At 64.7% G+C, this 21,070-nt stretch carries 24 protein-coding genes and 4 tRNA genes; 17 read left to right on the top strand and 11 right to left on the bottom strand.

Features of this window, described 5'->3' with window-relative positions; translation table 11 throughout:
* Positions 1–42 precede the first annotated feature (42 nt).
* A complete protein-coding gene (locus ACZY0B_RS02450; protein WP_463762343.1) occupies positions 43–540 on the top strand; it encodes a hypothetical protein in 498 nt (165 codons plus the stop codon).
* A 97-nt stretch (positions 541–637) separates the two neighbouring features.
* Positions 638–1,093 (top strand): PPOX class F420-dependent oxidoreductase, encoded by a 456-nt coding sequence (locus tag ACZY0B_RS02445; protein WP_463762342.1) that lies wholly within the window; start codon positions 638–640, stop codon positions 1,091–1,093.
* 12 nt (positions 1,094–1,105) lie between these two features.
* On the opposite strand, the gene ACZY0B_RS02440 is transcribed toward ACZY0B_RS02445, so the two are convergent.
* The 3 genes from ACZY0B_RS02440 to ACZY0B_RS02430 form a co-directional block, all read right to left on the bottom strand.
* A tRNA-Phe gene (locus ACZY0B_RS02440) sits at positions 1,106–1,182 on the bottom strand.
* 26 nt (positions 1,183–1,208) lie between these two features.
* Positions 1,209–1,285, bottom strand: a tRNA-Asp gene (locus ACZY0B_RS02435).
* A 39-nt stretch (positions 1,286–1,324) separates the two neighbouring features.
* Positions 1,325–1,397, bottom strand: a tRNA-Glu gene (locus ACZY0B_RS02430).
* A gap of 111 nt (positions 1,398–1,508) precedes the next feature.
* Between ACZY0B_RS02430 and ACZY0B_RS02425 the strand changes: the two genes are divergently transcribed.
* Both ACZY0B_RS02425 and ACZY0B_RS02420 read left to right on the top strand, forming a co-directional pair.
* Positions 1,509–1,584 (top strand) — tRNA-Lys (locus ACZY0B_RS02425).
* 67 nt (positions 1,585–1,651) lie between these two features.
* Positions 1,652–2,446, top strand: coding sequence for a TIGR04255 family protein (locus ACZY0B_RS02420; protein WP_463762341.1), 795 nt, complete (start codon positions 1,652–1,654; stop codon positions 2,444–2,446).
* A gap of 9 nt (positions 2,447–2,455) precedes the next feature.
* Here the strand turns inward: ACZY0B_RS02420 and ACZY0B_RS02415 are convergent, their stop codons facing one another.
* Positions 2,456–3,355 (bottom strand): SAM-dependent methyltransferase, encoded by a 900-nt coding sequence (locus ACZY0B_RS02415; RefSeq protein WP_463762340.1) that lies wholly within the window; start codon positions 3,353–3,355, stop codon positions 2,456–2,458.
* Between the two features lie 121 nt (positions 3,356–3,476).
* On the opposite strand from ACZY0B_RS02415, the gene ACZY0B_RS02410 reads away from it, so the two are divergent.
* Positions 3,477–3,977, top strand: a complete 501-nt coding sequence (locus tag ACZY0B_RS02410; RefSeq protein ID WP_463762338.1) for a nucleoside deaminase — start codon at positions 3,477–3,479, stop codon at positions 3,975–3,977.
* Positions 3,978–3,986: 9 nt separating this feature from the next.
* Here the strand turns inward: ACZY0B_RS02410 and ACZY0B_RS02405 are convergent, their stop codons facing one another.
* Positions 3,987–5,045, bottom strand: a complete 1,059-nt coding sequence (locus tag ACZY0B_RS02405; protein WP_463762337.1) for an oxygenase MpaB family protein — start codon at positions 5,043–5,045, stop codon at positions 3,987–3,989.
* Between the two features lie 68 nt (positions 5,046–5,113).
* On the opposite strand from ACZY0B_RS02405, the gene ACZY0B_RS02400 reads away from it, so the two are divergent.
* From ACZY0B_RS02400 to phoU, 5 genes are all read left to right on the top strand, one after another.
* A complete protein-coding gene (locus tag ACZY0B_RS02400) occupies positions 5,114–5,725 on the top strand; it encodes a TetR/AcrR family transcriptional regulator (protein ID WP_463762389.1) in 612 nt (203 codons plus the stop codon).
* Between the two features lie 137 nt (positions 5,726–5,862).
* Positions 5,863–6,885, top strand: a complete 1,023-nt coding sequence (locus ACZY0B_RS02395; RefSeq protein WP_463762335.1) for an acyl-ACP desaturase — start codon at positions 5,863–5,865, stop codon at positions 6,883–6,885.
* A gap of 7 nt (positions 6,886–6,892) precedes the next feature.
* On the top strand, positions 6,893–8,026 hold the full coding sequence (gene dusB, locus ACZY0B_RS02390; RefSeq protein ID WP_463762334.1) for a tRNA dihydrouridine synthase DusB: 1,134 nt from the start codon (positions 6,893–6,895) through the stop codon (positions 8,024–8,026).
* 305 nt (positions 8,027–8,331) lie between these two features.
* On the top strand, positions 8,332–10,377 hold the full coding sequence (locus tag ACZY0B_RS02385) for an LCP family protein (RefSeq protein ID WP_463762388.1): 2,046 nt from the start codon (positions 8,332–8,334) through the stop codon (positions 10,375–10,377).
* A 57-nt stretch (positions 10,378–10,434) separates the two neighbouring features.
* Entirely contained in the window at positions 10,435–11,109 is a 675-nt protein-coding gene (phoU, locus tag ACZY0B_RS02380) for a phosphate signaling complex protein PhoU (protein ID WP_463762333.1), read from the top strand.
* Here the strand turns inward: phoU and pstB are convergent.
* From pstB to ACZY0B_RS02350, 6 genes are all read right to left on the bottom strand, one after another.
* Entirely contained in the window at positions 11,106–11,882 is a 777-nt protein-coding gene (gene pstB, locus ACZY0B_RS02375; RefSeq protein WP_463762331.1) for a phosphate ABC transporter ATP-binding protein PstB, read from the bottom strand. The genes phoU and pstB overlap by 4 nt on opposite strands.
* 13 nt (positions 11,883–11,895) lie before the next feature.
* Positions 11,896–12,810, bottom strand: a complete 915-nt coding sequence (pstA, locus tag ACZY0B_RS02370; RefSeq protein WP_463762330.1) for a phosphate ABC transporter permease PstA — start codon at positions 12,808–12,810, stop codon at positions 11,896–11,898.
* Positions 12,807–13,838 (bottom strand): phosphate ABC transporter permease subunit PstC, encoded by a 1,032-nt coding sequence (gene pstC, locus ACZY0B_RS02365; protein WP_463762328.1) that lies wholly within the window; start codon positions 13,836–13,838, stop codon positions 12,807–12,809. Before pstC ends, pstA begins: the two co-directional genes overlap by 4 nt.
* Before the next feature lie 48 nt (positions 13,839–13,886).
* Positions 13,887–14,957 carry a phosphate ABC transporter substrate-binding protein PstS gene (gene pstS, locus ACZY0B_RS02360; RefSeq protein ID WP_463762385.1) on the bottom strand — a complete coding sequence of 357 codons (1,071 nt, stop codon included), beginning with the start codon at positions 14,955–14,957 and terminating at the stop codon, positions 13,887–13,889.
* A gap of 194 nt (positions 14,958–15,151) precedes the next feature.
* Positions 15,152–16,102, bottom strand: a complete 951-nt coding sequence (mshD, locus tag ACZY0B_RS02355; RefSeq protein WP_463762326.1) for a mycothiol synthase — start codon at positions 16,100–16,102, stop codon at positions 15,152–15,154.
* Positions 16,099–16,872, bottom strand: a complete 774-nt coding sequence (locus ACZY0B_RS02350) for a winged helix-turn-helix transcriptional regulator (RefSeq protein WP_463762384.1) — start codon at positions 16,870–16,872, stop codon at positions 16,099–16,101. The genes mshD and ACZY0B_RS02350 overlap by 4 nt, the downstream gene beginning before the upstream one ends.
* A gap of 186 nt (positions 16,873–17,058) precedes the next feature.
* On the opposite strand from ACZY0B_RS02350, the gene lmeA reads away from it, so the two are divergent.
* The 7 genes from lmeA (at position 17,059) to ACZY0B_RS02315 (ending at position 21,041) form a co-directional block, all read left to right on the top strand.
* Positions 17,059–17,871 (top strand): mannan chain length control protein LmeA, encoded by an 813-nt coding sequence (lmeA, locus tag ACZY0B_RS02345; protein ID WP_463762325.1) that lies wholly within the window; start codon positions 17,059–17,061, stop codon positions 17,869–17,871.
* 49 nt (positions 17,872–17,920) lie between these two features.
* Positions 17,921–18,343: a thioredoxin family protein gene (locus tag ACZY0B_RS02340; RefSeq protein ID WP_463762324.1), complete on the top strand. Its 423-nt coding sequence runs from the start codon at positions 17,921–17,923 to the stop codon at positions 18,341–18,343.
* A gap of 5 nt (positions 18,344–18,348) precedes the next feature.
* Entirely contained in the window at positions 18,349–18,468 is a 120-nt protein-coding gene (locus ACZY0B_RS02335; RefSeq protein WP_463762323.1) for an Ms5788A family Cys-rich leader peptide, read from the top strand.
* Between the two features lie 96 nt (positions 18,469–18,564).
* Positions 18,565–19,035 carry a DUF4395 domain-containing protein gene (locus ACZY0B_RS02330; protein WP_463762322.1) on the top strand — a complete coding sequence of 157 codons (471 nt, stop codon included), beginning with the start codon at positions 18,565–18,567 and terminating at the stop codon, positions 19,033–19,035.
* Between the two features lie 37 nt (positions 19,036–19,072).
* Positions 19,073–19,906 (top strand): sulfurtransferase, encoded by an 834-nt coding sequence (locus tag ACZY0B_RS02325; protein ID WP_463762321.1) that lies wholly within the window; start codon positions 19,073–19,075, stop codon positions 19,904–19,906.
* Position 19,907: 1 nt separating this feature from the next.
* On the top strand, positions 19,908–20,210 hold the full coding sequence (locus tag ACZY0B_RS02320) for a DUF1416 domain-containing protein (RefSeq protein WP_463762320.1): 303 nt from the start codon (positions 19,908–19,910) through the stop codon (positions 20,208–20,210).
* A gap of 162 nt (positions 20,211–20,372) precedes the next feature.
* On the top strand, positions 20,373–21,041 hold the full coding sequence (locus tag ACZY0B_RS02315; RefSeq protein WP_463762319.1) for a heme-binding beta-barrel domain-containing protein: 669 nt from the start codon (positions 20,373–20,375) through the stop codon (positions 21,039–21,041).
* Positions 21,042–21,070 lie beyond the last annotated feature (29 nt).

The raw sequence follows: 21,070 nt of genomic DNA, 5'->3' as shown, positions 1-21,070 counted from the left end.
TTCTCAACACTATTTGTGCAGAAACCATGCGTCAGGAAATAAATGCGAAGAATCACCGCGCTGTTGTTCGTTGGCGCCAATATGCTTGTGACGGCGACATTCTGGGGCGGCGCGGGTGAGGCGGCGGCAGATGCGCGTTCCCCAAGCTCCGTCGTACCGTTGACTCCAAAGTTTCGAGCGTGCGACTTCACCTGGGCGATAAATGTGCCGACAAACGGAAAGGGCAGCGGCCAGGCCGTCATTAGCAAGGCGGCATCCAACAAGGTCGTCGCGCAGGTGCAATTAATTGCCGCCGAGCCGCAAGCCCACTACAACGTCAGGCTGATCCAGTCGCCCCGGACTTCCGCAGGCTGCGGTGCCGGAGATACCGGGGTCACCGCCGGCGGTATTGACACGGATGGCAGCGGTGCAGGCACGCTGACGTTGGAAAGCGCGATCTCTGCGAATTCCACGGGCGTCTGGGTTTTCGTTGACCGCCCATCGGCGCACTCGCAAACACCGGTTGACTTCTACACATCAGAAATCGTCACGCCGATCTAGTCGACATCGCGCCACCTGGGCGATACCGGGATGCGTTGCGCTACAACGTGTTCGAAGAAATCGCAGATAACCTTCACGGGTCGCTACCATGGACTTCATGGCTCCCAAAACGGCGACCGCGGATGTGGTCAGTCTTCCCGAACTTCTCGACTTCGTCCGGCCGCGACACAAGATGTTGCTGAGCACTTTCCGTTCGGACGGGTCGTTGCACAGTTCGCCGGTGACCGGTGGTGTGGACGAGCAGGGCCGCATAGTGATCGCGACCTATCCCCAACGCGCCAAATGCGGAAACCTCCGTCGCAACCCGTCGGCGAGCGTGGTCGTTTTCTCCGATGAGTTCAACGGGGCCTACGTCCAAGTCGATGGGGAGGCCGAGGTAATCGACTTGCCCGAAGCGGTGGAACTGCTCGTCGACTACTACCGGGTGATCGCCGGAGAGCACCCCGTCTGGGCTCAATACCGCCGCGCCATGGTGGATCAGGGCAAGTGTTTGATTCGTATCACGCCGCGCCGCTGGGGGCCGGTCGCCACTGGCGGTTTCCCGCCGAAATAGCTCAGTTCAACGTGGTGGCCAGGGGCGGGATCGAACCGCCGACCTTCCGCTTTTCAGGCGGACGCTCGTACCGACTGAGCTACCTGGCCGGAAGGCAATGTGTGCCTCGCCGTTTTGGCGACCCTGACGGGACTCGAACCCGCGACCTCCGCCGTGACAGGGCGGCGCGCTAACCAACTGCGCCACAGGGCCTTGCTGTACTGCTCGCTCCGACGTTGCCGCCGTTGCTCGTACCCCCAACGGGATTCGAACCCGTGCTACCGCCGTGAAAGGGCGGCGTCCTAGGCCACTAGACGATGGGGGCCAAAGTCCAACTACCGTTGGGAGCCACGCCAGCTTAGGTCACCGCAGGCCTAATCCTCAAACGAGCGCCGTTCGAGCCGTGTTTGGAGCCCAAGTATCCTGATTCTTCGCCGCCCCTATAGCTCAGTTGGTAGAGCTACGGACTTTTAATCCGCAGGTCCTAGGTTCGAGTCCTAGTGGGGGCACCAAAACGGGCGATTCACGTCCGGAACGGCCCTCGTTTGGCCACCAGGCGACTTGGCTATGCTTCGCGACGTGAGTGTCGATCCGGCCTGGCAAAACGCGCCCGCAGCCCTGGTAACGATGGAAATCCGTCACCCCGCAACGGATTCCCTCACCGAATCGTCGAGCCGAGAGCTCAAGCGCCTCCTGGGCGACGACCTACCCATCGAACGCCAAGCTCAGGACGTGGCCTGGGGGGTGGGCCCGGCGGGAGGTCCGGCACCAGCGGCTGAGCAGTTCGTTCGCTACGTCAACCGCGACGGCACGCTGGCCGCCTCGATAAGAAGCCAGGCCGTCGTCATCGAGACGACCGCCCACTCCACCTTCGAGGCGTTGTCCGACGTCGCAATGCGCGTCGTCGACGCACGCTCACAGGTGTCGTCGATCGTCGGGGTGGAGCGCATCGGTCTGCGCTACCTCCTGGAGGTCCGCGTTCCGTTGGGCGCCGATGGTCGCATCGACTGGGCCGAATGGATCGCTGAGTCCCTGCTCGGCCCGCAACGCATCGCTCCCGGCGGGCTGGCCCTGACCGAATGGCAGGGCGCCGCCGTCTACCGCGAGCAGCAACCAGGCAAATCAATGATCGTGCGCTACGGCCCGGGCATGGGTCAGGCGCTGGACCCCAACTACTACCTGCGCCGGACCCTGCCGGCGCAGCCCGGGCCGTTTTTCCAGTTGGACATCGACAGCTTCTGGACCCCGGTGGCGTCGATCCCCGAATACAACCGGGATGCGGTTCGTGCGACTTTTCACAATCTCGACGAACCGGCCAGTGCGGTGTTTCAGGAAATGCTCACCAACCGCCTGAGGGACAGCCTGCTCGGCTGAGGCCGACTGCTATCCCCTGCGCACCGCGCTGCTGTACGTCACATCCGCGAAGGCCTGCGCGACCTCGTCGTCGGGATAGTGAAATCCATTGGCCGCGTGCAGCTCCTTGACCGTGTGCGATGACACTTCCCAACCACGCTGCTTGATGTGGTCGACGAGGCGGCTGCGGTGGCCGTGGTAGACCAGTTCGTTGAAATCGACTTCGAAGCCGAGTTCGCTCATCCGGTCGTGATGCGCACGCCATCGTGGGTCCGCGAAAATCGCTGTGTCGGGCACGAATTCGAAAGCCAGCTGGCTGCCCGGGGCGCTGAGCTCGGTGATGTTGTCGAACAACGCGTCCTGAGCCTCGTCCGGCAGGTACACCAACAAGCCCTCGGCGCTCCACGCCGAGGGAGCCTTCGCGTCGAATCCCGCGGCTACAAGCGCGGTGGCCCAGTCGTCGCGCAGATCGATCGCGACGGTGCGCCGCTGGGCGGTCGGCGCCGCGCCGAGATCGCCCAGAGTCAGGGTCTTGAACTCGATCACGGCGGGCATGTCGACCTCGTAGACGGTGGTGCCCGCCGGCCACGGCAAGCGGTAGGCACGGGCATCCAGACCCGAGGCGAGAATCACCGCCTGGGGTACGCCGCCTTGTGCGGCTGAAAGGAAGAACTGGTCGTAGAACCTGGTGCGACAGGCCATCCCCTCGGCCATCCGGCGGGGGTCGAACTCGGTATCCCCACCGACCGGAATCTCCCCGTTGACCAACCGGACGTACACATCTATTCCGACCGCCCGCACCAACGGTGCCGCATACGGGTCGTCGATCAACTTCTCGTCGTTAGACAACGCCCGCTGGGCGGCGACCATGGTCGCCGTCGCCCCGACGCTCGTCGCGAGATCCCAGCGATCACTATCGGCGCGCGCCATGGTGCTCCCCTACTCCGAATCCCAAACAAATATAGATAAGCTAGTTATTACCACAGCGCCGGCGCCCGGACCTGTCGGGACTACTCTCCGAATTATCTGATGCCCGCGCGCCGGAGGACCCGTGACCGATTTTGCCCAACGGACCATCGACCTGGCCCGCCAGAACGTCGCCGAGGGCGGCCGCCCCTTCGCGACGGTGATCGTCAAAGGTGGCGAAGTGCTCGCCGAGAGCGCCAACAAGGTCGCCCAGACGAACGATCCGACCGCCCACGCCGAGATCCTCGCGATCCGAGAGGCGTGCATGAAGCTGGGCACCGAGCACCTCGTCGACACCACCATCTACGTGATGGCCCATCCGTGCCCGATGTGCTTGGGCTCGCTGTACTACTGCTCACCCAAGGAAGTCGTCTTCTTGATCACGCGCGAGTCCTACGAGCAGTACTACCTCGACGACCGCAAATACTTTGAGGTCTCAACGTTTTACGACGAGTTCTCGAAGAGCTGGGACCAGCGGCGGCTGCCCATGCGATACCAGCCCCACGACGCCGCGGTCGAGGTCTACCGGCTGTGGAATGAACGCAACGGCGGCGAACGCAAATCGACCGTCGTCCCGCCAGGTTGATAGCGCCGCCTAGGAAACCTTGGGGCAGTAGTGCATTGGGTTGCCGCGTTCGTCCAGCGGAGGCAGGTTGCGCGCAGGTGTGTGCACGAGCGGCGCATCGACCGGGATCCGTCCGGACGCACGATCCAAACCGGCCCTGGCCCGCGGGTGCTTGCGGAATCGTGCTGGCACACAAGCGAAAAAGAGACGAACGAAGTCACCCAACCGCCGGTGTAGCCATTCGTCGCGGTGCGACCACTGGTAGCCCATCAATTGGCGCACCGGCGGATCGTAGAGGCCGACCGTGAACCAGACGAAGAACGGCGCCAGTAGTTTGCGTTGCACTGCCCACAACCAGTCCGGAGCCCTTCGGGCGAATGGGGGTTTGGGCAGCTCGCTCAGATCCAGGACGGCACGGGCCGCCTCATTGTTCTCTAAGACGTTGTGGCACATGTGATCCCAGTAGGTCTGAAATTCTTCCCAGGACGCCGGCACGGGCCGCATGCTCATGCCGTACATCCGGTACCAATCGACGTGCTCGTCGAACAGTCGGCGTTTCTGCGCCTCGGTCAGCCCGCCGCAAAACCGTTCGGCGACATGGATTGTCCCGACGAAGAACGTGGCATGCGCCCAGTAGAAGACATCGGGGTTCAGCGCGTGGTAGCGGCGGCCCTGTTCGTCGACGCCCTTGATGTTGACGTGATAGTCGCGCACCTCGGCGCCGGTGACCGGGGCGCGGTCTCCGTCGAAGACGACTCCGCCGATCGGATACAGCGACCGCAGCAGTCGGGGCCAGCGCTCCCGGAAGAACGTCGAATGATCGATGACCGCCGCGCCCAGTTGCGGATGCATGTTCTGCATCGAGCCCGCCCACGGACCCTGCAACATGCCACGCCAATCCCCGAAGTACCGCCACGTCAGAGAATCCGGACCGAGCGGTGGCGCCTCATACCCCGACGGGGACACCGGACACCCGCTGGCGACACCGTCAGGCCCATCGACAGAAATTGCCACCTCGCCGACAGTGGTCCCGTCGCTACCAGCTTCGGCGCTGGTCAGTGGGCAGGCTCCGGACGTATGTTTGGTCACTGTTGGGTTCCCTGTAGCTAGCCGAAATTCTGACTACGTACGTTGTCAATTTGAAGCTTAGGAGCGATGTGCAGTCCGGTCAACGACGAGGCCGTTGGTCAGGTGTGCCCCTGGAAAGTCGCCACGCCCTTCGCCGCGACAACCTGATCGCCGCCGGCGTGCAGTTGCTGGGCAGCGAGCGCGGGCCCGCGCTCACCGTCCGTGCCGTCTGCCGCAAGGCCGCGCTGACCGAACGGTATTTCTACGAGAGCTTTTCGGACCGCGACGAATTCGTGCGTGCGGTGTACGACGATGTCTGCGCGCGGGCTATGACGGCCCTCACCACGTCGGACACCCCACGGGAAGCGGTCGAGCAGTTCGTCGAGCTGATGGTCGACGACCCGGTACGCGGGCGCGTGCTGCTGTTGGCTCCGGCCGTTGAGCCGATCCTGACCCAGTCGGGCGCGGAGTGGATGCCCAGTTTCATCGATCTGCTGCAGAAAAAGCTGTCCAACATCGGCGATCCCGTGCTGCAGAAGATGATCGCCACCAGCCTGGTCGGCGGTCTGACGAGCCTGTTTACCGCCTACCTGAACAGGCAGCTCGGGGCCACCCGCAAGCAATTCATCGATTACTGCGTCAACATGCTTTTCAACACGGCCGCCCCGTATGTAGCGCCCCAAGAAGGGGTATCCGAGTAACAGCCTGTCACCCGGCTGGTAGCACCCGCACCGAATACACCAAGTTGTGACTTGGCGCGCGCGAGTAGGAACTTGATGCTACTGACCGACACAGATATATTGACTGCAACCATTAGACACAGATAACTGGGAGCGTCATGTCAGCCGAAATGACCGACCTGCAGCTCTTGCATGAGCTTGAGCCGGCCGTCGAGAAGTACTTGAACCGACACCTGAGCATGCACAAGCCCTGGAACCCGCACGACTACATCCCGTGGTCAGACGGGAAGAACTTCTATGCGCTCGGCGGGCAGGACTGGGACCCGGAGCAGAGCCAGCTCTCCGACCTCGCCCAGGTGGCGATGGTGCAGAACCTGATGACGGAAGACAACCTGCCGTCCTACCACCGCGAGATCGCGATGAACTTCAGCCTGGACGGCCCCTGGGGCACGTGGGTCAACCGCTGGACCGCCGAAGAGAACCGGCACGGGATCGCGCTGCGCGACTATCTGGTGGTGACCCGCGCGGTGGACCCGGTCGAATTGGAGAAGCTGCGCCTCGAGGTGGTGAACCGGGGCTTCAGCCCGGGCCAGAACCACCAGGTTCGAGCCGACCTGTTCGCCGATAGCCTCTTCGATTCGGTCATCTATGTCACGTTCCAGGAGCTGGCGACCCGAATTTCGCACCGCAACACGGGTAGAGCCTGCAACGAGCCGATCGCCGACCAGTTGCTCGGCAAGATCTCGGCCGACGAGAACCTGCACATGATCTTCTACCGTGATGTCAGCGAGGCGGGGTTCGAGGTCTACCCCAACCAGGCGATGAAGTCGCTGCACAAGATCCTGCGCAATTTCCAGATGCCGGGCTATCAGGTACCCGAGTTCCGGCGCAAGGCCGTGTTCATCGCCGTCGGCGGCGTCTACGATCCCCGCATCCACCTCGACGAGGTGGTGATGCCGGTGCTGAAGAAATGGCGCATCTTCGAGCGTGAGGACTTCACCGGGAAGGCAGCTGCCTTGCGCGACGACCTTGCCCTGCTGATCAAGGAACTCGAAGAGGCCTGCGACAAATTCGAGATATCCAAGCAGCGCCAGCTCGATCGGGAAATCCGTACCGGCAAGAAGACCACCGCCAGCGAGCTGCACCAAACCGCGGGCAAGCTCGTAATGAGCCGGCGGTAACCAAGCGGTGCATATCGGTTCCATCGCGCTCGCCAGCCCGGTGGTGCTGGCCCCGATGGCGGGCGTGACCAACGTTGCATTCCGGACGCTGTGCCGTGAACTAGAGCAGTCGAAGGTCGGTACGGTCAGCGGGCTCTATGTCTGTGAGATGGTCACCGCGCGTGCCCTCATCGAGCGGCATCCGGTCACGATGCACATGACGACGTTCACCCCGGACGAATCGCCGCGCTCGCTGCAGCTCTACACCGTCGATCCCGCCACCACCTACGCGGCGGCCAAGATGATCGCCGACGAAGACCTGGCCGATCACATCGACATGAACTTCGGCTGCCCGGTACCCAAGGTCACCAGGCGCGGCGGCGGCGCGGCGCTGCCATTCAAGCGCAGGCTGTTCGGCCAGATCGTGGCCGCGGCAGTGCGCGCCACCGAAGGCACCGGCATCCCGGTCACGGTCAAATTCCGCATCGGCATCGACGACGAACACCGCACACACCTGGACGCCGGCCGCATCGCCGAAGCCGAAGGCGCGGCAGCCGTCGCCCTGCACGCTCGCACGGCGGCGCAGCGCTACTCCGGCACCGCCGACTGGGAGCAGATCGCGCTCCTCAAGCAGCAGGTGCAAACGATTCCGGTGCTCGGCAATGGCGACATCTACGATGCCAGCGACGCGCTGACCATGATGGCCAGCACCGGGTGCGACGGGGTTGTCATCGGCCGTGGCTGCCTGGGCCGGCCCTGGTTGTTCGCCGAACTGTCGGCCGCATTCACCGGCAGCCCGGCCCCCACCCCGCCGACGCTCGGCGAGGTCGCCGACATCGTGCGCCGGCACGGCGAGTTGCTGGCCGCGCACTTCGGCGAGGACAAGGGCATGCGCGATATCCGCAAACACGTCGCCTGGTATTTGCACGGCTTCCCGGCCGGATCGGATCTGCGGCGAGCACTGGCTCTGGTCACGACGCTCGACGAACTCGACGAACTGCTGGGCCGGCTGGACGGCACCATCGAATTCCCGGACGCGGCGACCGGGCCGCGCGGCCGGCAGGGCTCGCCGGCCCGCGTCAGCCTGCCCGAAGGCTGGCTGAACGATCCCGATGACTGCACGGTGCCGGCGGGGGCTGATGTCATGCACTCCGGCGGCTGAGGCGAACCCCGCTCGAAATCGCGTCCGGGGCGATAAGTCAGTACGATGTGGACCTTGTTGGATTGCGCTTGGGTGGCGGTTGGTTTAACCCGCTGCACAGGGGCTACTGAGTACAGCGCGAACCAGCGGGTAGCGAAGTTGCAGCGCGGTTAGCGCGGCGCTGCGGTGAATTGGCGCACGGACATCACTGACGGCGGCATCTGGGCTTCGAAGGCGGGTGAAACATGAGTGACGGCGAGGTAGACGCCGCTCTTGGCCACCGCTCTCGCGACCGCCAACCGGTCACACCGACCTCTCCCGTCGCACTGAGCGCCGCGCCGTGGGAGCGGTTCTCCGAGCCACCCGCCGACGACAGCATCCACCGATGGCAGATCGAACCGCCCGCCGAGACCGTCGAACCCCCGGCACGCAGCGCGGAAAGCAGCGGAAGCCATGCCTCCGGCGCGCTCAGCGTCGCCGACCTGATCGCCAAAGTCGGCGCCAGCAACACCGGCACGCGTCACCGCCGCAGGGCCCTCGCCGATGAACCCGTCGAGCCCGATCCGGAGATGTTCGTCGACCAGCAGGACACCCAGGTCATCGATATCCCGGCCTACTCCCTCGACGTCGTGTCGGAGATTCCCGACCTCGAGCTCACGAGCTGCCCGAACGGCGACGAGCCCGAGCCCGAGCCCGAGCCCGAGCTCATGGTCGAGCCGGCGATCACCTCACACCCGGTCAAGCCGAAGCGGACCCGCCGACCGGAATCGCCGGCGAGCCTGGCGCCGACGATCAAGTCCCGCCGTCGGCCGATCCTGCTGGCGCTTCGTTCGCTGGCCGCACTGTGTGCCGGACTGGCGCTGGCCCTGACCGGTGCCGCGTGGCAGTGGAGCGCGTCAAAGAACCACCGGCTCAACATGATCAGCGCGCTCGACCCGCACTCCGGCGACATCGTGGACCCTGGGGGGCAGTACGGCGATGAAAACTTCCTGATCGTCGGCATGGACTCCCGCTCAGGCGCGAACGCCGACATGGGCGCGGGCGACACCGAGGACGCCGGCGGCGCGCGGTCGGACACCGTGATGCTGGTCAACATCCCGGCGAATCGCAAACGCGTGGTGGCGGTCTCGTTCCCCCGCGACCTGGCGATCACGCCCATGCAGTGCGAAGCCTGGAATCCCGATACCAAAGAGTACGGACCCCTCTATGACGAGAAGTCCAGGACCTGGGGCTCCAAGAATGTCTACACCGAGACCAAGTTGAACTCGGCGTTCTCCTTCGGCGGCCCGAAGTGTCTGGTGAAGGAAATCCAGAAGTTGTCCGGTTTGAGCATCAACCGGTTCATCGCCGTCGACTTCTCCGGGTTCGCGAAGATGGTCGAGGCGCTCGGCGGTGTCGAGGTGTGTAGCAAGACACCGCTGCACGACTACGAGCTCGGTACCATCCTCGAGCATTCGGGACGCCAGCTCATTGACGGCCCGACGGCGCTGAGCTACGTGCGGGCCCGCCAGGTCACCACCGAGTTCAACGGCGACTACGGCCGCATCAAGCGCCAGCAGTTGTTCTTGTCGTCGCTGCTGCGCTCGCTGATCTCCGAGGACACGTTGACCGACCTCAACAAGCTCAACAACGTGGTCAACATGTTCATCAGCAACAGCTACGTGGACAACATCGGGACCAAAGACCTTGTTCAGCTGGGCCAGTCGCTGCAGGGCATGGCGGCCGGGCACTTCACGTTTGTCACGGTGCCCACCGGTGTGACAGACCAGAACGGCGACGAACCACCGCGCACGTCCGACATGAAGGCGCTTTTCAGCGCGATCATCAACGACGATCCGCTACCGGAGGAAAACGACCAGAACGCGCAGAACCTGGAGACTACGCCGACCTCGGGCCCGTCAAGTGCACCGACCACCAAGAAATCGCCGCCGCCGAACGCGGCGTCCGAGGCGCGACGCGAGCAGGTGACGACGACCTCGCCTGACGAAGTCACCGTGCGGGTCTCCAATGCGACCCCCCAGAGCGGGCTTGCCGCGACCGCCACCGGCCAGCTCAAGCGCAGCGGGTTCAACGTCATGTCACCCGACGACTATCCGAGTTCGCTGACCGCCACGACGGTGTTCTTCTCGCCCGGCAACGAGCAAGCGGCCGCGACGGTGGCATCGGCGTTCGCCAATTCAAAGGTCGCGCGGGTTTCCGGCTACGGTCAGGTCGTTCAGGTGGTGCTGGGCCCCGACTTCAAGTCGGTTACGGCTCCCGCACCCAGCGGCTCGTCGCTCAGCGTCCAGATCGACCGCAGCCCGGTCAGCACGCCAACCAAATTGCCGGACGACCTGACGGTGACTAACGCCGCCGATACCACCTGTGAATAACCGTATTTCGCTGCCATGGACCGCCGTTTCCGACGACGAGTAAGTAGGCTTGGCGGCATGCGGACCGCCTACCATGAGCAACTCTCGGAATTATCCGAGCGCCTTGGCGAGATGTGCGGGCTAGCGGGGGTAGCCATGGAGCGGGCAACCCAGGCGCTCCTGCAGGCCGATCTCGTCCTTGCCGAACAGGTGATCTCCGGCCACGAAGAGATCGCGAAGCTGAGCGCCGAGGCCGAGGAGAGCGCCTTCGTCCTGCTGGCGCTGCAGGCGCCGGTGGCCGGCGACCTGCGGTCAATTGTGAGTGCCATCCAGATGGTGGCCGACATCGACCGGATGGGCGCGCTGGCGCTGCACGTCGCCAAGATCGCCCGCAGGCGCCATCCTCAGCACGCATTGCCCGAAGAGGTCAATGGGTATTTCGCCGAAATGGGCCGAGTTGCAGTCGAATTGGGTAACAGCGCACAAGAGGTGGTGTTGTCCCGCGACCCGGAGAAAGCCGCCCGGATTCGCGAAGAAGACGACGCGATGGACGATCTGCACCGGCACTTGTTCTCGGTGCTGATGGACCGCGAATGGAGGCACGGCGTCGCCGCGGCCGTCGACGTGACCTTGCTGGGTCGTTTCTACGAGCGCTTTGCCGATCACGCAGTCGAGGTGGCCAGGCGCGTCATCTTCCAGGCGACCGGCAAGTTACCCGAAGACGAAGCGACGCCCCCGGCCGTCGCGACTTAGCCGAAGCGACCGGAGATGTAGTCCTCGGTGGCCTTCTGAGAGGGATTGGAAAAGATCTTCTCGGTGTCATCGATCTCGATGAGCCGGCCCGGCTTCCCCGCCGCTTCGAGGTTGAAGAACGCCGTGTGATCGCTGACGCGGGCGGCCTGCTGCATGTTGTGCGTAACGATGACGATGGTGTAGTCCTGCTTCAGCTCGCTGATCAGTTCCTCGATCGCCATCGTCGAGATCGGGTCCAGCGCCGAGCACGGCTCGTCCATCAGCAACACGTCGGGCTGCACGGCGATCGCCCGTGCGATGCACAACCGCTGCTGCTGCCCGCCGGATAGCCCGCCACCGGGCCGGTGCAGCCGATCCTTGACCTCATCCCACAGGTTGGCCCCGCGTAGTGAGTGTTCGGCAACGTCGTCGAGCAGCGAGCGATTGCGCATCCCTTGCAGCTTCAGGCCCGCCACCACGTTGTCACGAATAGACATGGCGGGGAACGGGTTTGGCCGCTGGAACACCATGCCGATGGCCCGGCGCACGCCAACCGGGTCGATACCGGGGGCATAGATGTTTTCATCGTCGAGCAACACGGTGCCCTCGACCCGAGCGCCCGGGATGACCTCATGCATCCGGTTCAATGTTCGCAGCACGGTCGTCTTGCCGCAGCCGGACGCACCGATGAACGCCGTCACGCTCCGGGGCAGAATCGACAGCGTCACATCGGCGACCGCCTGGAACGATCCGTAGTAGATGTTGACGTCTTTCAGATCCAAACGCTTTGCCACCCAGCACTCCTCCCTAGGACTTTTTGGGAGCAAACATCATCGAGGCCACCCTGGCTCCGACATTGATCACGGCGATCATCAGGATCAGTGTCAACCCTGCGCCCCACAGCCGATCTGTGGGGACCGGGTTGACGCCCGCGCCCGCCGCTGTCTGATTGAACATCATGCCAGGAAGCGTCCCCATAAACCCCTTGAAGAGGTCGAAGTTCATAGCCTGCGAATAGCCGACCAGGATCAACAGCGGAGCCGTCTCGCCCATCACTCTGGCCAGCGCCAGCATGATCCCGGTGACGATGCCCGACAACCCCGTCGGAATCACCACCCTGACAATGGTTTTCCACTTCGGCACTCCTAACGCATAGCTGGCCTCGCGGAGATCTGTCGGAACAATCCGCAACATCTCCTCGGTTGACCGCTCGATCACCGGAAGCATCAACAACACCAATGACAACGACACCGCGAACCCCGAACGGGGAAAACCTAGCGTGGCCACACACAACGCGTAGATGAACAATGCGGCAACGATTGAGGGCACACCGGACAGGATGTCCACCATGAATGTCGCCAGTCGGCCAAGTCGCGTACCACCTCCGTACTCGACCAGATAAATCGCGAGCATGACACCGATCGGGACCGAGATCGCGGCGGACACCAATCCCTGCAGAAGGGTACCGACAATCGCGTGGTAGGCACCTCCCCCGGCGACAAAGGCCGTCGTACCCGCTTGGGAATGCGTCCACCATGAGCTGGACGCGACCGCCTTGAAACCCTTGGCGACAACCGCGCACAGCACCCACAGCAACGGTGCCAGTGCGATCAGCATGGACAGCGAGACCAGCACGGTCGCAACGATGTTCGATACCCGGCGCCGCCGGCCGAGTCCGGACAGCCGACGCGCTTTGACGGGCCGGTCGAAGATCGAGGTCATCGCCTGACCTTTCTGGTGCCGGCCACCGCACCGCGTGCCAGGGCGTCGACCGCAAACGTCAGCACGAAAAGCACCAGTCCGGCCGCGATGTAGGCGCCGGCCTTGTACCGGTCGTTGAATTCCCACGCGGTGGCCGCGATCTTGGTCGCGAAGGTCGAGCCACCATCGAATAGCGACCAGCCGAACGCCTTTTGAGTGCCGCGCAAGATGATCAGCAGCGCGACCGTCTCCCCCAGGGCGCGGCCCAGACCCAGCATCGCGCCGCTGACGTACCCCGACCGCCCGAACGGCAGGACCGTCGTCTTGACCACCTCCCAGCGGGTGGCGCCGAGCGCCAGTGCGGCCTCAACCTCGTCGTGCGGTGTCTGCACGAAGACTTCGCGGGTGACCGCGGTGATCAACGGCAGGATCATCACCGCCAGCACGATCCCGCCGGTGAAGATGGTGCCGCCGCCGGCCGCCGACGCCGTGCCATCGGCGAACAGGAAGCACCAGCCCAAAGACTGATTCAGCCAGGTCGCGACGGGTTCTAATTGCGGAGCAAGTACGTACAGACCCCATACGCCGTAGATGATCGAGGGAACCGCGGCTAGCAGATCGACTGTGTAGGCCAACGGCAAGGCGAGCCGGCGCGGTGCGTACTGGGTGAGGAAGATGGCGACGCCCAGCGCGACCGGCATGGCCAGGATCAAGGCGAACACCGAGATGAACACCGTCACCTGCAGCAGATCGAGGATGCCGAAGTGCATCGCCGAGGTGTTGGTCGTGATCCAGTTGCCGCGGTAGGTGAAGAAGTCCTCTTGGTTGCGCTTGAACGCCGGCGCCGCGCGCAACAGCAGGAACCCGCCGATCGCAATGACCACGACGGCGATCAGTACCCCCGAAGCCTCCGCCAACTTGCGAAATATCCGGTCCCCGAAGCGGGGTTGGGCGCCGTTCCAGGAGCGGATGGGTAGGACCGGTGCCCCCGCATAGCGCGCGGCAACGACCGCACCCGAACGCGCCCGGGCTGGATCTGGCGTAGTCACTGTGAATCCATCACTGCTGGTTTTGGTGTCGCTCCTTGGACCCGAGGGCTATTGCATCGCATCGATCGCGGCGACCAGTCGCTCCTTGACCTTATCGGTCAACGGGATGTAGCCGACCGATGAAAGGTTGGCCTGACCGGTGTTCGCGGCCACGGTCAGAAACGACTTGATTGCCCTTGCGGTCGCTGCGTCGTAGCCCTTCGAACAGACGATCTCGTAGGTGGCCAGAATCAACGGGTAGGCACCCCGCTGCGCGGTGCCGTACATCGAGTTCAGGTTCACCACCAGGTCGTTGCCGCTTGTCAGGAAGGTGGTTGTGTTGACGGCGTTGGTGGCCGTCTCGGCGGTCAGGGGAACCACACCGTTGCCCGTGTCAAGTTGCGCGTACGGAAGGCCCGACTGGTCGGCGAAGCCCTTTTCGACATATCCAATGGCACCGCGGGTGGTACGCACCGCTTGGATTACACCGGATGACTTCGCTGCCCCTTCGCCGACACCGCCCTGAAATTCGGTGCCAACTCCTTTGGACCAGCTCTCGGGCGCGGTAGCCGTCAGGTACTTCTGCAGGTTGTCGGTGGTACCGGAGGAGTCGACCCGGTAAATCGGCGTGATCTTGGTGTCGGGCAGCGCTATCCCGGGATTCAGTGCCGCCAGGATCGGGTCGTTCCACACGGCGATCCTGCCGGTCAAAATCCTGGCCAGCGCATCACTGTTGACGGTCAGCGTCTTTATCTCGGGCAGGTTGTAGACCAGGGCCACCGGTCCGAACACCAGCGGCAGGTCCCATGCCGGGTTTCCGTTGCAGCGTTTGGTAGCGGGCAGGATCTGGTCGGCGATCAGCGGCGAGTCCGATCCCGCGAAGTCGACATGGCCGGCGATGAATTGCTCGCGGCCCGCGCCCGACCCCGTCGGGTTGTACGACACGGACTTGCGGGGGCAATACTCGCCCCAGACGTGGCTGAACACCGCGACCGCGTTCTGTTGAGCCGTCGACCCTTCCGCTGTCAGTTCACTCTTGCCGCTACAGGTCACCGTGCCAGCGGGTCCGGAGGTAGCTTGCGACGCGGGGTCGCCGTGATTGTTGTCGTTGCCGCAGGCCGTCAATCCCGCACTGGTCATCGCGATGGCCAAGACCGCTGCCGCCAGCGTCTTGCCCACGTTGTGGAGCCTCACCGATCTCGCTTTCCGACGCAGTTTCGACGCCTGCGGCCGCCGCTCGAAACTATGCGCTGAGGCTCCTTTCACAAGAGTGCCTACGCGGTGAACGTGCGGTGAATAGTCAACGGGCACGCCACTTCTGCCTGCGCTTTCTGTCAACTCGCTGTTGGCGCCGGCGCGTATGCGGTATCGACGCTGTAGGTGATGAATCCCTGGCGCTGGTAGGTCCGCACCGCAGCGACGTTGTCCGACTCGACGTAGAGCAGCACGGTGACCTCGCTTGCGGGGCCATCCGGGTTTGGTGGTCCAGACAGGTGTCGAGCCAGCCACTCGATGCCGACGGCCGTCAACATCTGCCCGAGCCCGCGGCCCTGCGCCGAAGGGTCGACACCAAGGACGTACACCTCGCCCAGGCGCGGTTGATCGAGGTGCACTTTGGTCCAGTGAAAGCCGAGCAGCCGGCCCGCTTCTTCGGTTTCGGTGTCGCCGAACGCCAAGAACAAACCCTCGGGGTCGAACCACGCCTCGCTGCGCCGCTCCGCCAGGTCGGCCGCGGTCCACCCGCCCTGTTCCGGATGTTCGGCGAACGCGGCGTTGTTGACCCGCAACAGCTCTGCGTCATCGCCGGTTCCCGCGTACGTGCGGACCCGCACGCCGGGTATCGGGCTTACCGGATCGGGGATCTCGCGAAGCGAGAGTCGCATCTGAACGAGTTCACGGACTGGGACCAGACCCAGCGCGGATGCGGTCGCCCGGGCCGGCTCCAGCGTGCCGTGCGCCCAGAACCGGTTATTTCCACCGGTTTTGACGATCGCCGCACGTCCCATCGTCGTGCCGATACCGCGCCGACGGGCCTGCGGATGCACGACCAGTTCGGCCATCCCGTCCCCGTCGTCACGCGGCAGGCTGAGATTGAGGTAGCCCTCGACCGTGTGGCCCGGGGCGCTGGTGACCAGCAGATGATCCGTGCGGTCGTGCCCGAGTTCCCGCAGCACCTGCTCGCCGACGGGTGCTACCCCATCGAATTCGGTTGCCGCCGCGACCAGTTCACGCACACCGTGTTGCTCTTCGGCCGTCAGTGCGGAGCGCCATTCGGGCGGTGTCACTGACTGTGGAGCGGGTCGGCCAGCGGGTCTTCAAGATTCTCAGCGTCCGGCTCGTCGCTTTCGGCCACCCCGTCGGACGGGGCGATCGGCGCTCTCCCACGCGCCGGCCGGACGGCCTTGTAACCCACGTTGCGCACGGTGCCGATCAATGCCTCGTACTCGGGGCCGAGCTTGGCCCGCAACCGACGCACGTGCACATCGACGGTCCGGGTGCCCCCGAAAAAGTCGTATCCCCACACCTCGTGCAGCAGCTGAGCGCGGGTGAACACCCGGCCGGCATGCTGTGCCAGGTACTTCAGCAGCTCGAACTCTTTGTAGGTGAGGTCAAGCGGGCGGCCCCGCAGTCGCGCGGTGTAGGTGCCTTCGTCGATGACCAGCTCGCCGAGGCTGACCTTGCCGGCGCTTTCCTGGTCGGCCAGGCCGCCGCGGCGACCCACCACCAGCCGTATCCGGGCGTCGACCTCCGCGGGCCCGGTGCCGGGCAACAGGATTTCGTCCAGCCCCCAGTCGGCGCTGACCGCAACCAGACCGCCCTCGGCCACGACCGCAATGACCGGCACCGACCGGCCCGCCGTGCTCAGCAAACGGCAAAGCCCGCGCGCGGCCGACAGATCGGTGCGCGCGTCAACCAGCACAGCGTCCGCGGTTCCCGCCTCTAGTAGTGAGGAGGGCTCGGGCGGCGCCGTGCGCACGGTGTGGGGGAGCAGCGACAACGACGGCAGGACCGGGTCGGGATGCAGCTCCGAGGTCAGTAGTAGTAGCTCCAACAGCCCCTCCAGCTCGTGGGAAAGGCATCTCCCAGGTTCACGCAGCCACGTCGCGTTAGTGGCCAGGTCATCTAACGATAACGTGCTGCCTGGCCCTTGTGCCTGCCGTTGTTATTTACTGTGAGCCCCACCACGAGGCGATCCGGTCCGCAATCCCCCGCCGCGCGCCGAGGAGGACTGCGCCACAATATGCGGATGCGCAGGGTGCTGATCAGTGTGATCGCCGCGGTGTCCGCCGTGGCGGTGATCGTGATCGGTGCCGTCGGAGCGGACTATGGAGTCAGTATCTACGCCGAGTACCAGCTCTCGCGCACCGTGCGTAAGGCGGCAAATCTGGGGTCAGACCCCTTCGTGGCCATCCTGGCCTTCCCGTTCATTCCGCAGGCGATGCATCGGCACTACAACGAGCTGGAGATCAAGGCCAACGGCGTCGACCACGCGATGACGGGGAAGGCCACGCTGGAAGCGACCATGCACTCGATCGACCTGACCGACGCATCATGGCTGATCAGACCCAATGCGAAGCTTCCGGTGGGCAAGCTGGAAAGCCGCATCATCATCGGCTCGATGCACCTGGGCCGATACCTGGGGATGGGCGACCTGATGGTTGAGGCACCACCCGCCGAGACCAACGACGCCACCGGCGGCACCACCGAATCGGGGATTTCCGGCAACCACGGACTCGTCTTCAGCGGCACCCCGAAATCGGCCGGCTTCGACCACCGGGTGAGCATCTCGATGGACTTGTCGATCGCTCCCGACGACCAGGCGACGCTGGTGTTCACCCCGACCGGTGTCCTCACCGGACCGGACACCGCCAACCAAGCCGTTCCCGATGACAAGCGCGACGCGGTGCTGCGCGCCTTTACCGCCAGGCTGCCCAATCAGCGACTTCCGTTCGGCGTGGCGCCCCGCACTGTGGGGGCGCGCGGCTCGGACGTCATCATCGAGGGCATCACGACGGGAGTAACCGTGACCCTCGAGGGGTTTAAGCAGTCATGAGCCGCGCCGTCGACGATGCGGCGCGGAGCAACGGGGAGGAGCGGCGCCAATGACTAGTGTCGTCGTCGCGATCGTTGCGGCCCTCGCCGTAGCGGCAGTCGTCGGCTGGTTGCTGACCCGGCGCTCCGGAAGCATCAAAGAAGTGGGTTCAGACCCGGGCCAGGGCGCCGATGCCGACGCCGCAGACCTGGGTTTGTCCAGGACCGGACCGACCGTCGTGCATTTCAGCGCACCGTGGTGCGGACCCTGTGATCGCGTACGCCGGGTCGTCGACCAGGTGTGCGACAACATGGGCGATGTGGCTCACGTCGAGGTGGACATCGACGCCAACCCGGTGGCCGCACGCCGCTTTTCGGTGCTGTCGCTGCCGACCACCCTGATCTTCGATGTCGACGGACGGCAGCGTTACCGGACATCGGGTGTCCCCAAGCCCGCCGACCTGCGGTCCGCCCTCGAACCGCTGTTGGCTTGATCGCGATGTCATTGGGTAAGCTGACCGACGTGTCATCCCGCCTGGAGCCCATGCTCACCAAGCGTCGCGCAGTTGATCTGTGCCGCATCGCGGGTTGTTGTTGTTGCTGTTGCTGTAGCTGCTGAGTAGCCGCGCCCGCCCGCGCAGTACTCGGAGCAGCCCGGAGCCCCACCGTGGCGTGTCTCCACCTTTTCCGTGCAACAGGCAAATAGGAGTCTTTCGTGTCAAGCAGCAATACCAGCGCCGAGCTGGACCGCGTCGACGTTCGTGGACCCAGATTCGCCGCCTGGGTCACCACCGCGGTCCTGGTTGCGACGCTGATCGTCTCGGCGGTGAGCCCGCTGGCCGCCGCGATCATTCTGGGTCTGCAGGCCGTGGTCTTCGCGATCGGTGCTCTCGCCGGTCCGCGCCGGCACCCCTACGGCCGGCTGTTCGCCACCCTGGTGGCACCCCGGCTTAGTCCGGTCAAAGAGCGCGAACCGGTGCCGCCGCTGAAGTTCGCCCAATTGGTCGGCCTGATCTTCGCGATCGTCGGTGCCGCCGGATTCGTCGGCGGCGCGCCCCTGGCGGGCGTCATCGCGACGGCCTTCGCGCTGGTGGCGGCCTTCCTGAACGCGGCCTTCGGCATCTGCCTGGGCTGCCAGCTTTATCCCCTCGTGGTTCGCTTCCGACCGACCGCCGGTCCGGCGTAACCGAAGTTCATCGCAAGTAATCGAAAGGATCTCCACCATGGCACGTTCCGACGTCCTGGTCTCCGCCGAATGGGCTGAGAAAAATCTCGACGCCGCGAACGTCGTGTTCGTCGAGGTCGATGAGGACACCAGCGCGTACGACGGAGGCCACATCGCGGGCGCGATCAAGCTCGACTGGCGCACCGACCTGCAGGACCAGGTCAAGCGCGACTTCGTCGACGCCGAGCAGTTCTCCAAACTGCTCTCTGACCGCGGCGTCTCCAACGACGACACCGTGATCCTCTATGGCGGCAACAACAACTGGTTCGCCGCCTACGCCTACTGGTACTTCAAGCTGTACGGCCACGCCGACGTCAAGCTGCTCGACGGCGGCCGCAAGAAGTGGGAGCTCGACGGTCGCCCGCTGTCCACCGACGCCGTCAACAGGCCGGCCACCTCGTACACCGCGGCACCACCGGACAACACGATCCGGGCGTTCCGGGACGAGGTCATCGCGGCCATCAACGCCAAGAACCTCGTCGACGTGCGCTCTCCTGACGAGTTCTCCGGCAAGATCCTGGCGCCTGCGCACCTGCCGCAGGAGCAAAGCCAGCGACCCGGACACGTTCCGGGAGCGATAAACGTGCCATGGAGCCGAGCCGCCAACGAGGACGGCACCTTCAAGTCGGACGAGGAGTTGGCCAAGCTGTACGCCGACGCCGGTCTGGACGGCACGAAGGAAACCATCGCGTACTGCCGAATCGGAGAGCGTTCGTCGCACACCTGGTTCGTTCTGCAGGAATTACTCGGGCATAAGAACGTCAAGAACTACGACGGCAGTTGGACCGAATACGGCTCCCTGGTGGGCGCCCCGATCGAGTTGGGAAGCTGATATGTGCTCTGCACCTAGGCAAGGACAGACGTTGCCCGCCAGCGTCGACCTGGAGAAGGAAACGGTGATCACCGGCCGCGTCGTGGACCGCGACGGCCAGGCCGTCGGTGGCGCGTTCGTCCGGCTGCTGGACTCGTCGGACGAGTTCACGGCCGAGGTGGTCGCATCGGCCACCGGCGACTTCCGGTTCTTCGCGGCGCCGGGATCGTGGACGCTGCGTGCGCTGTCCAAGGCCGGGAACGGCGACGCCGTCGTCGCGCCGTCGGGCGCGGGCATCCACGAGGTGGACGTCAAGATCGCCTGACCGCCCACGCCGTGACCGGGATCCCCGGACGAGCCGCGGGCGGGGCGAGGCGAATAGACTCGCTATCGTGGTGCTCTTCTTCGAGATCATGCTGGTCGCGTCAGTTGTGGTCATCTCCTGGTTTGCGTTGTACACCCTCTACCGACTCATCACCGACGAGTCGTGACTTACGACGAGGACCCTGAGGGACCGGCCGGTTCCGCAGTATCCGGCGACCGCGCAGTGGCTGCCGCCGCAGAACGCGCCAAGGTGACCGCGGCCCGCAATATCCCGGCCTTCGACGATCTGCCCGTCCCGGCCGACACCGCGAACCTGCGCGAAGGCGCCAACCTCAACGACGCGCTGCTGGCGCTGCTGCCACTGGTCGGCGTGTGGCGCGGTGAGGGCGAGGGCCGCGGACCCTATGGTGACTACCGGTTCGGCCAGCAGATCGTGGTCTCGCACGACGGAGGCGATTACCTGAATTGGGAAGCCAGGTCCTGGCGGCTCGACAGCGACGGCAACTACCAGGAACCGGGCCTGCGCGAGACCGGCTTCTGGCGTTTCGTCCTCGATCCCGACGACCTGAACGAGTCTCAGGCCATCGAGCTGTTGCTCGCCCACTCGTCCGGCTACGTCGAATTGTTCTACGGGCGCCCGCGCAACCAGTCGTCGTGGGAGCTGGTGACCGACGCCTTGGCCCGCAGCCGGTCGGGCGTTCTGGTGGGCGGCGCCAAGCGGCTCTACGGCATCGTCGAGGGCGGCGACCTGGCCTACGTCGAGGAGCGGGTGGACGCCGACGGCGGACTGGTCCCGCACCTGTCGGCGCGGCTGTCACGATTCGTCGGATAACGGCCCGGTGCTGTTGCCCGCGTAGGTAA

This window comes from Mycobacterium sp. IDUB_19, assembly GCF_055419445.1.
The sequence above is the reverse complement of the archived record's forward strand: the minus strand, read 5'-3'. Positions and strand labels throughout refer to the sequence as shown.

Excerpts from the sequence above, each read along its gene's own strand:
- pstS (WP_463762385.1), bottom strand. The coding sequence starts at position 14,957 with ATGACCAGTGCGGGATTGACGGCCTGCGGCAACGACAACAATCACGGC.
- ACZY0B_RS02320 (WP_463762320.1), top strand. The coding sequence starts at position 19,908 with ATGTGCTCTGCACCTAGGCAAGGACAGACGTTGCCCGCCAGCGTCGAC.
- pstA (WP_463762330.1), bottom strand. The coding sequence starts at position 12,810 with ATGACCTCGATCTTCGACCGGCCCGTCAAAGCGCGTCGGCTGTCCGGA.
- ACZY0B_RS02395 (WP_463762335.1), top strand. The coding sequence starts at position 5,863 with ATGTCAGCCGAAATGACCGACCTGCAGCTCTTGCATGAGCTTGAGCCG.
- ACZY0B_RS02415 (WP_463762340.1), bottom strand. The coding sequence starts at position 3,355 with ATGGCGCGCGCCGATAGTGATCGCTGGGATCTCGCGACGAGCGTCGGG.
- lmeA (WP_463762325.1), top strand. The coding sequence starts at position 17,059 with ATGCGGATGCGCAGGGTGCTGATCAGTGTGATCGCCGCGGTGTCCGCC.
- phoU (WP_463762333.1), top strand. The coding sequence starts at position 10,435 with ATGCGGACCGCCTACCATGAGCAACTCTCGGAATTATCCGAGCGCCTT.
- ACZY0B_RS02450 (WP_463762343.1), top strand. The coding sequence starts at position 43 with ATGCGAAGAATCACCGCGCTGTTGTTCGTTGGCGCCAATATGCTTGTG.
- ACZY0B_RS02445 (WP_463762342.1), top strand. The coding sequence starts at position 638 with ATGGCTCCCAAAACGGCGACCGCGGATGTGGTCAGTCTTCCCGAACTT.
- ACZY0B_RS02340 (WP_463762324.1), top strand. The coding sequence starts at position 17,921 with ATGACTAGTGTCGTCGTCGCGATCGTTGCGGCCCTCGCCGTAGCGGCA.
- ACZY0B_RS02325 (WP_463762321.1), top strand. The coding sequence starts at position 19,073 with ATGGCACGTTCCGACGTCCTGGTCTCCGCCGAATGGGCTGAGAAAAAT.
- ACZY0B_RS02335 (WP_463762323.1), top strand. The coding sequence starts at position 18,349 with ATGTCATTGGGTAAGCTGACCGACGTGTCATCCCGCCTGGAGCCCATG.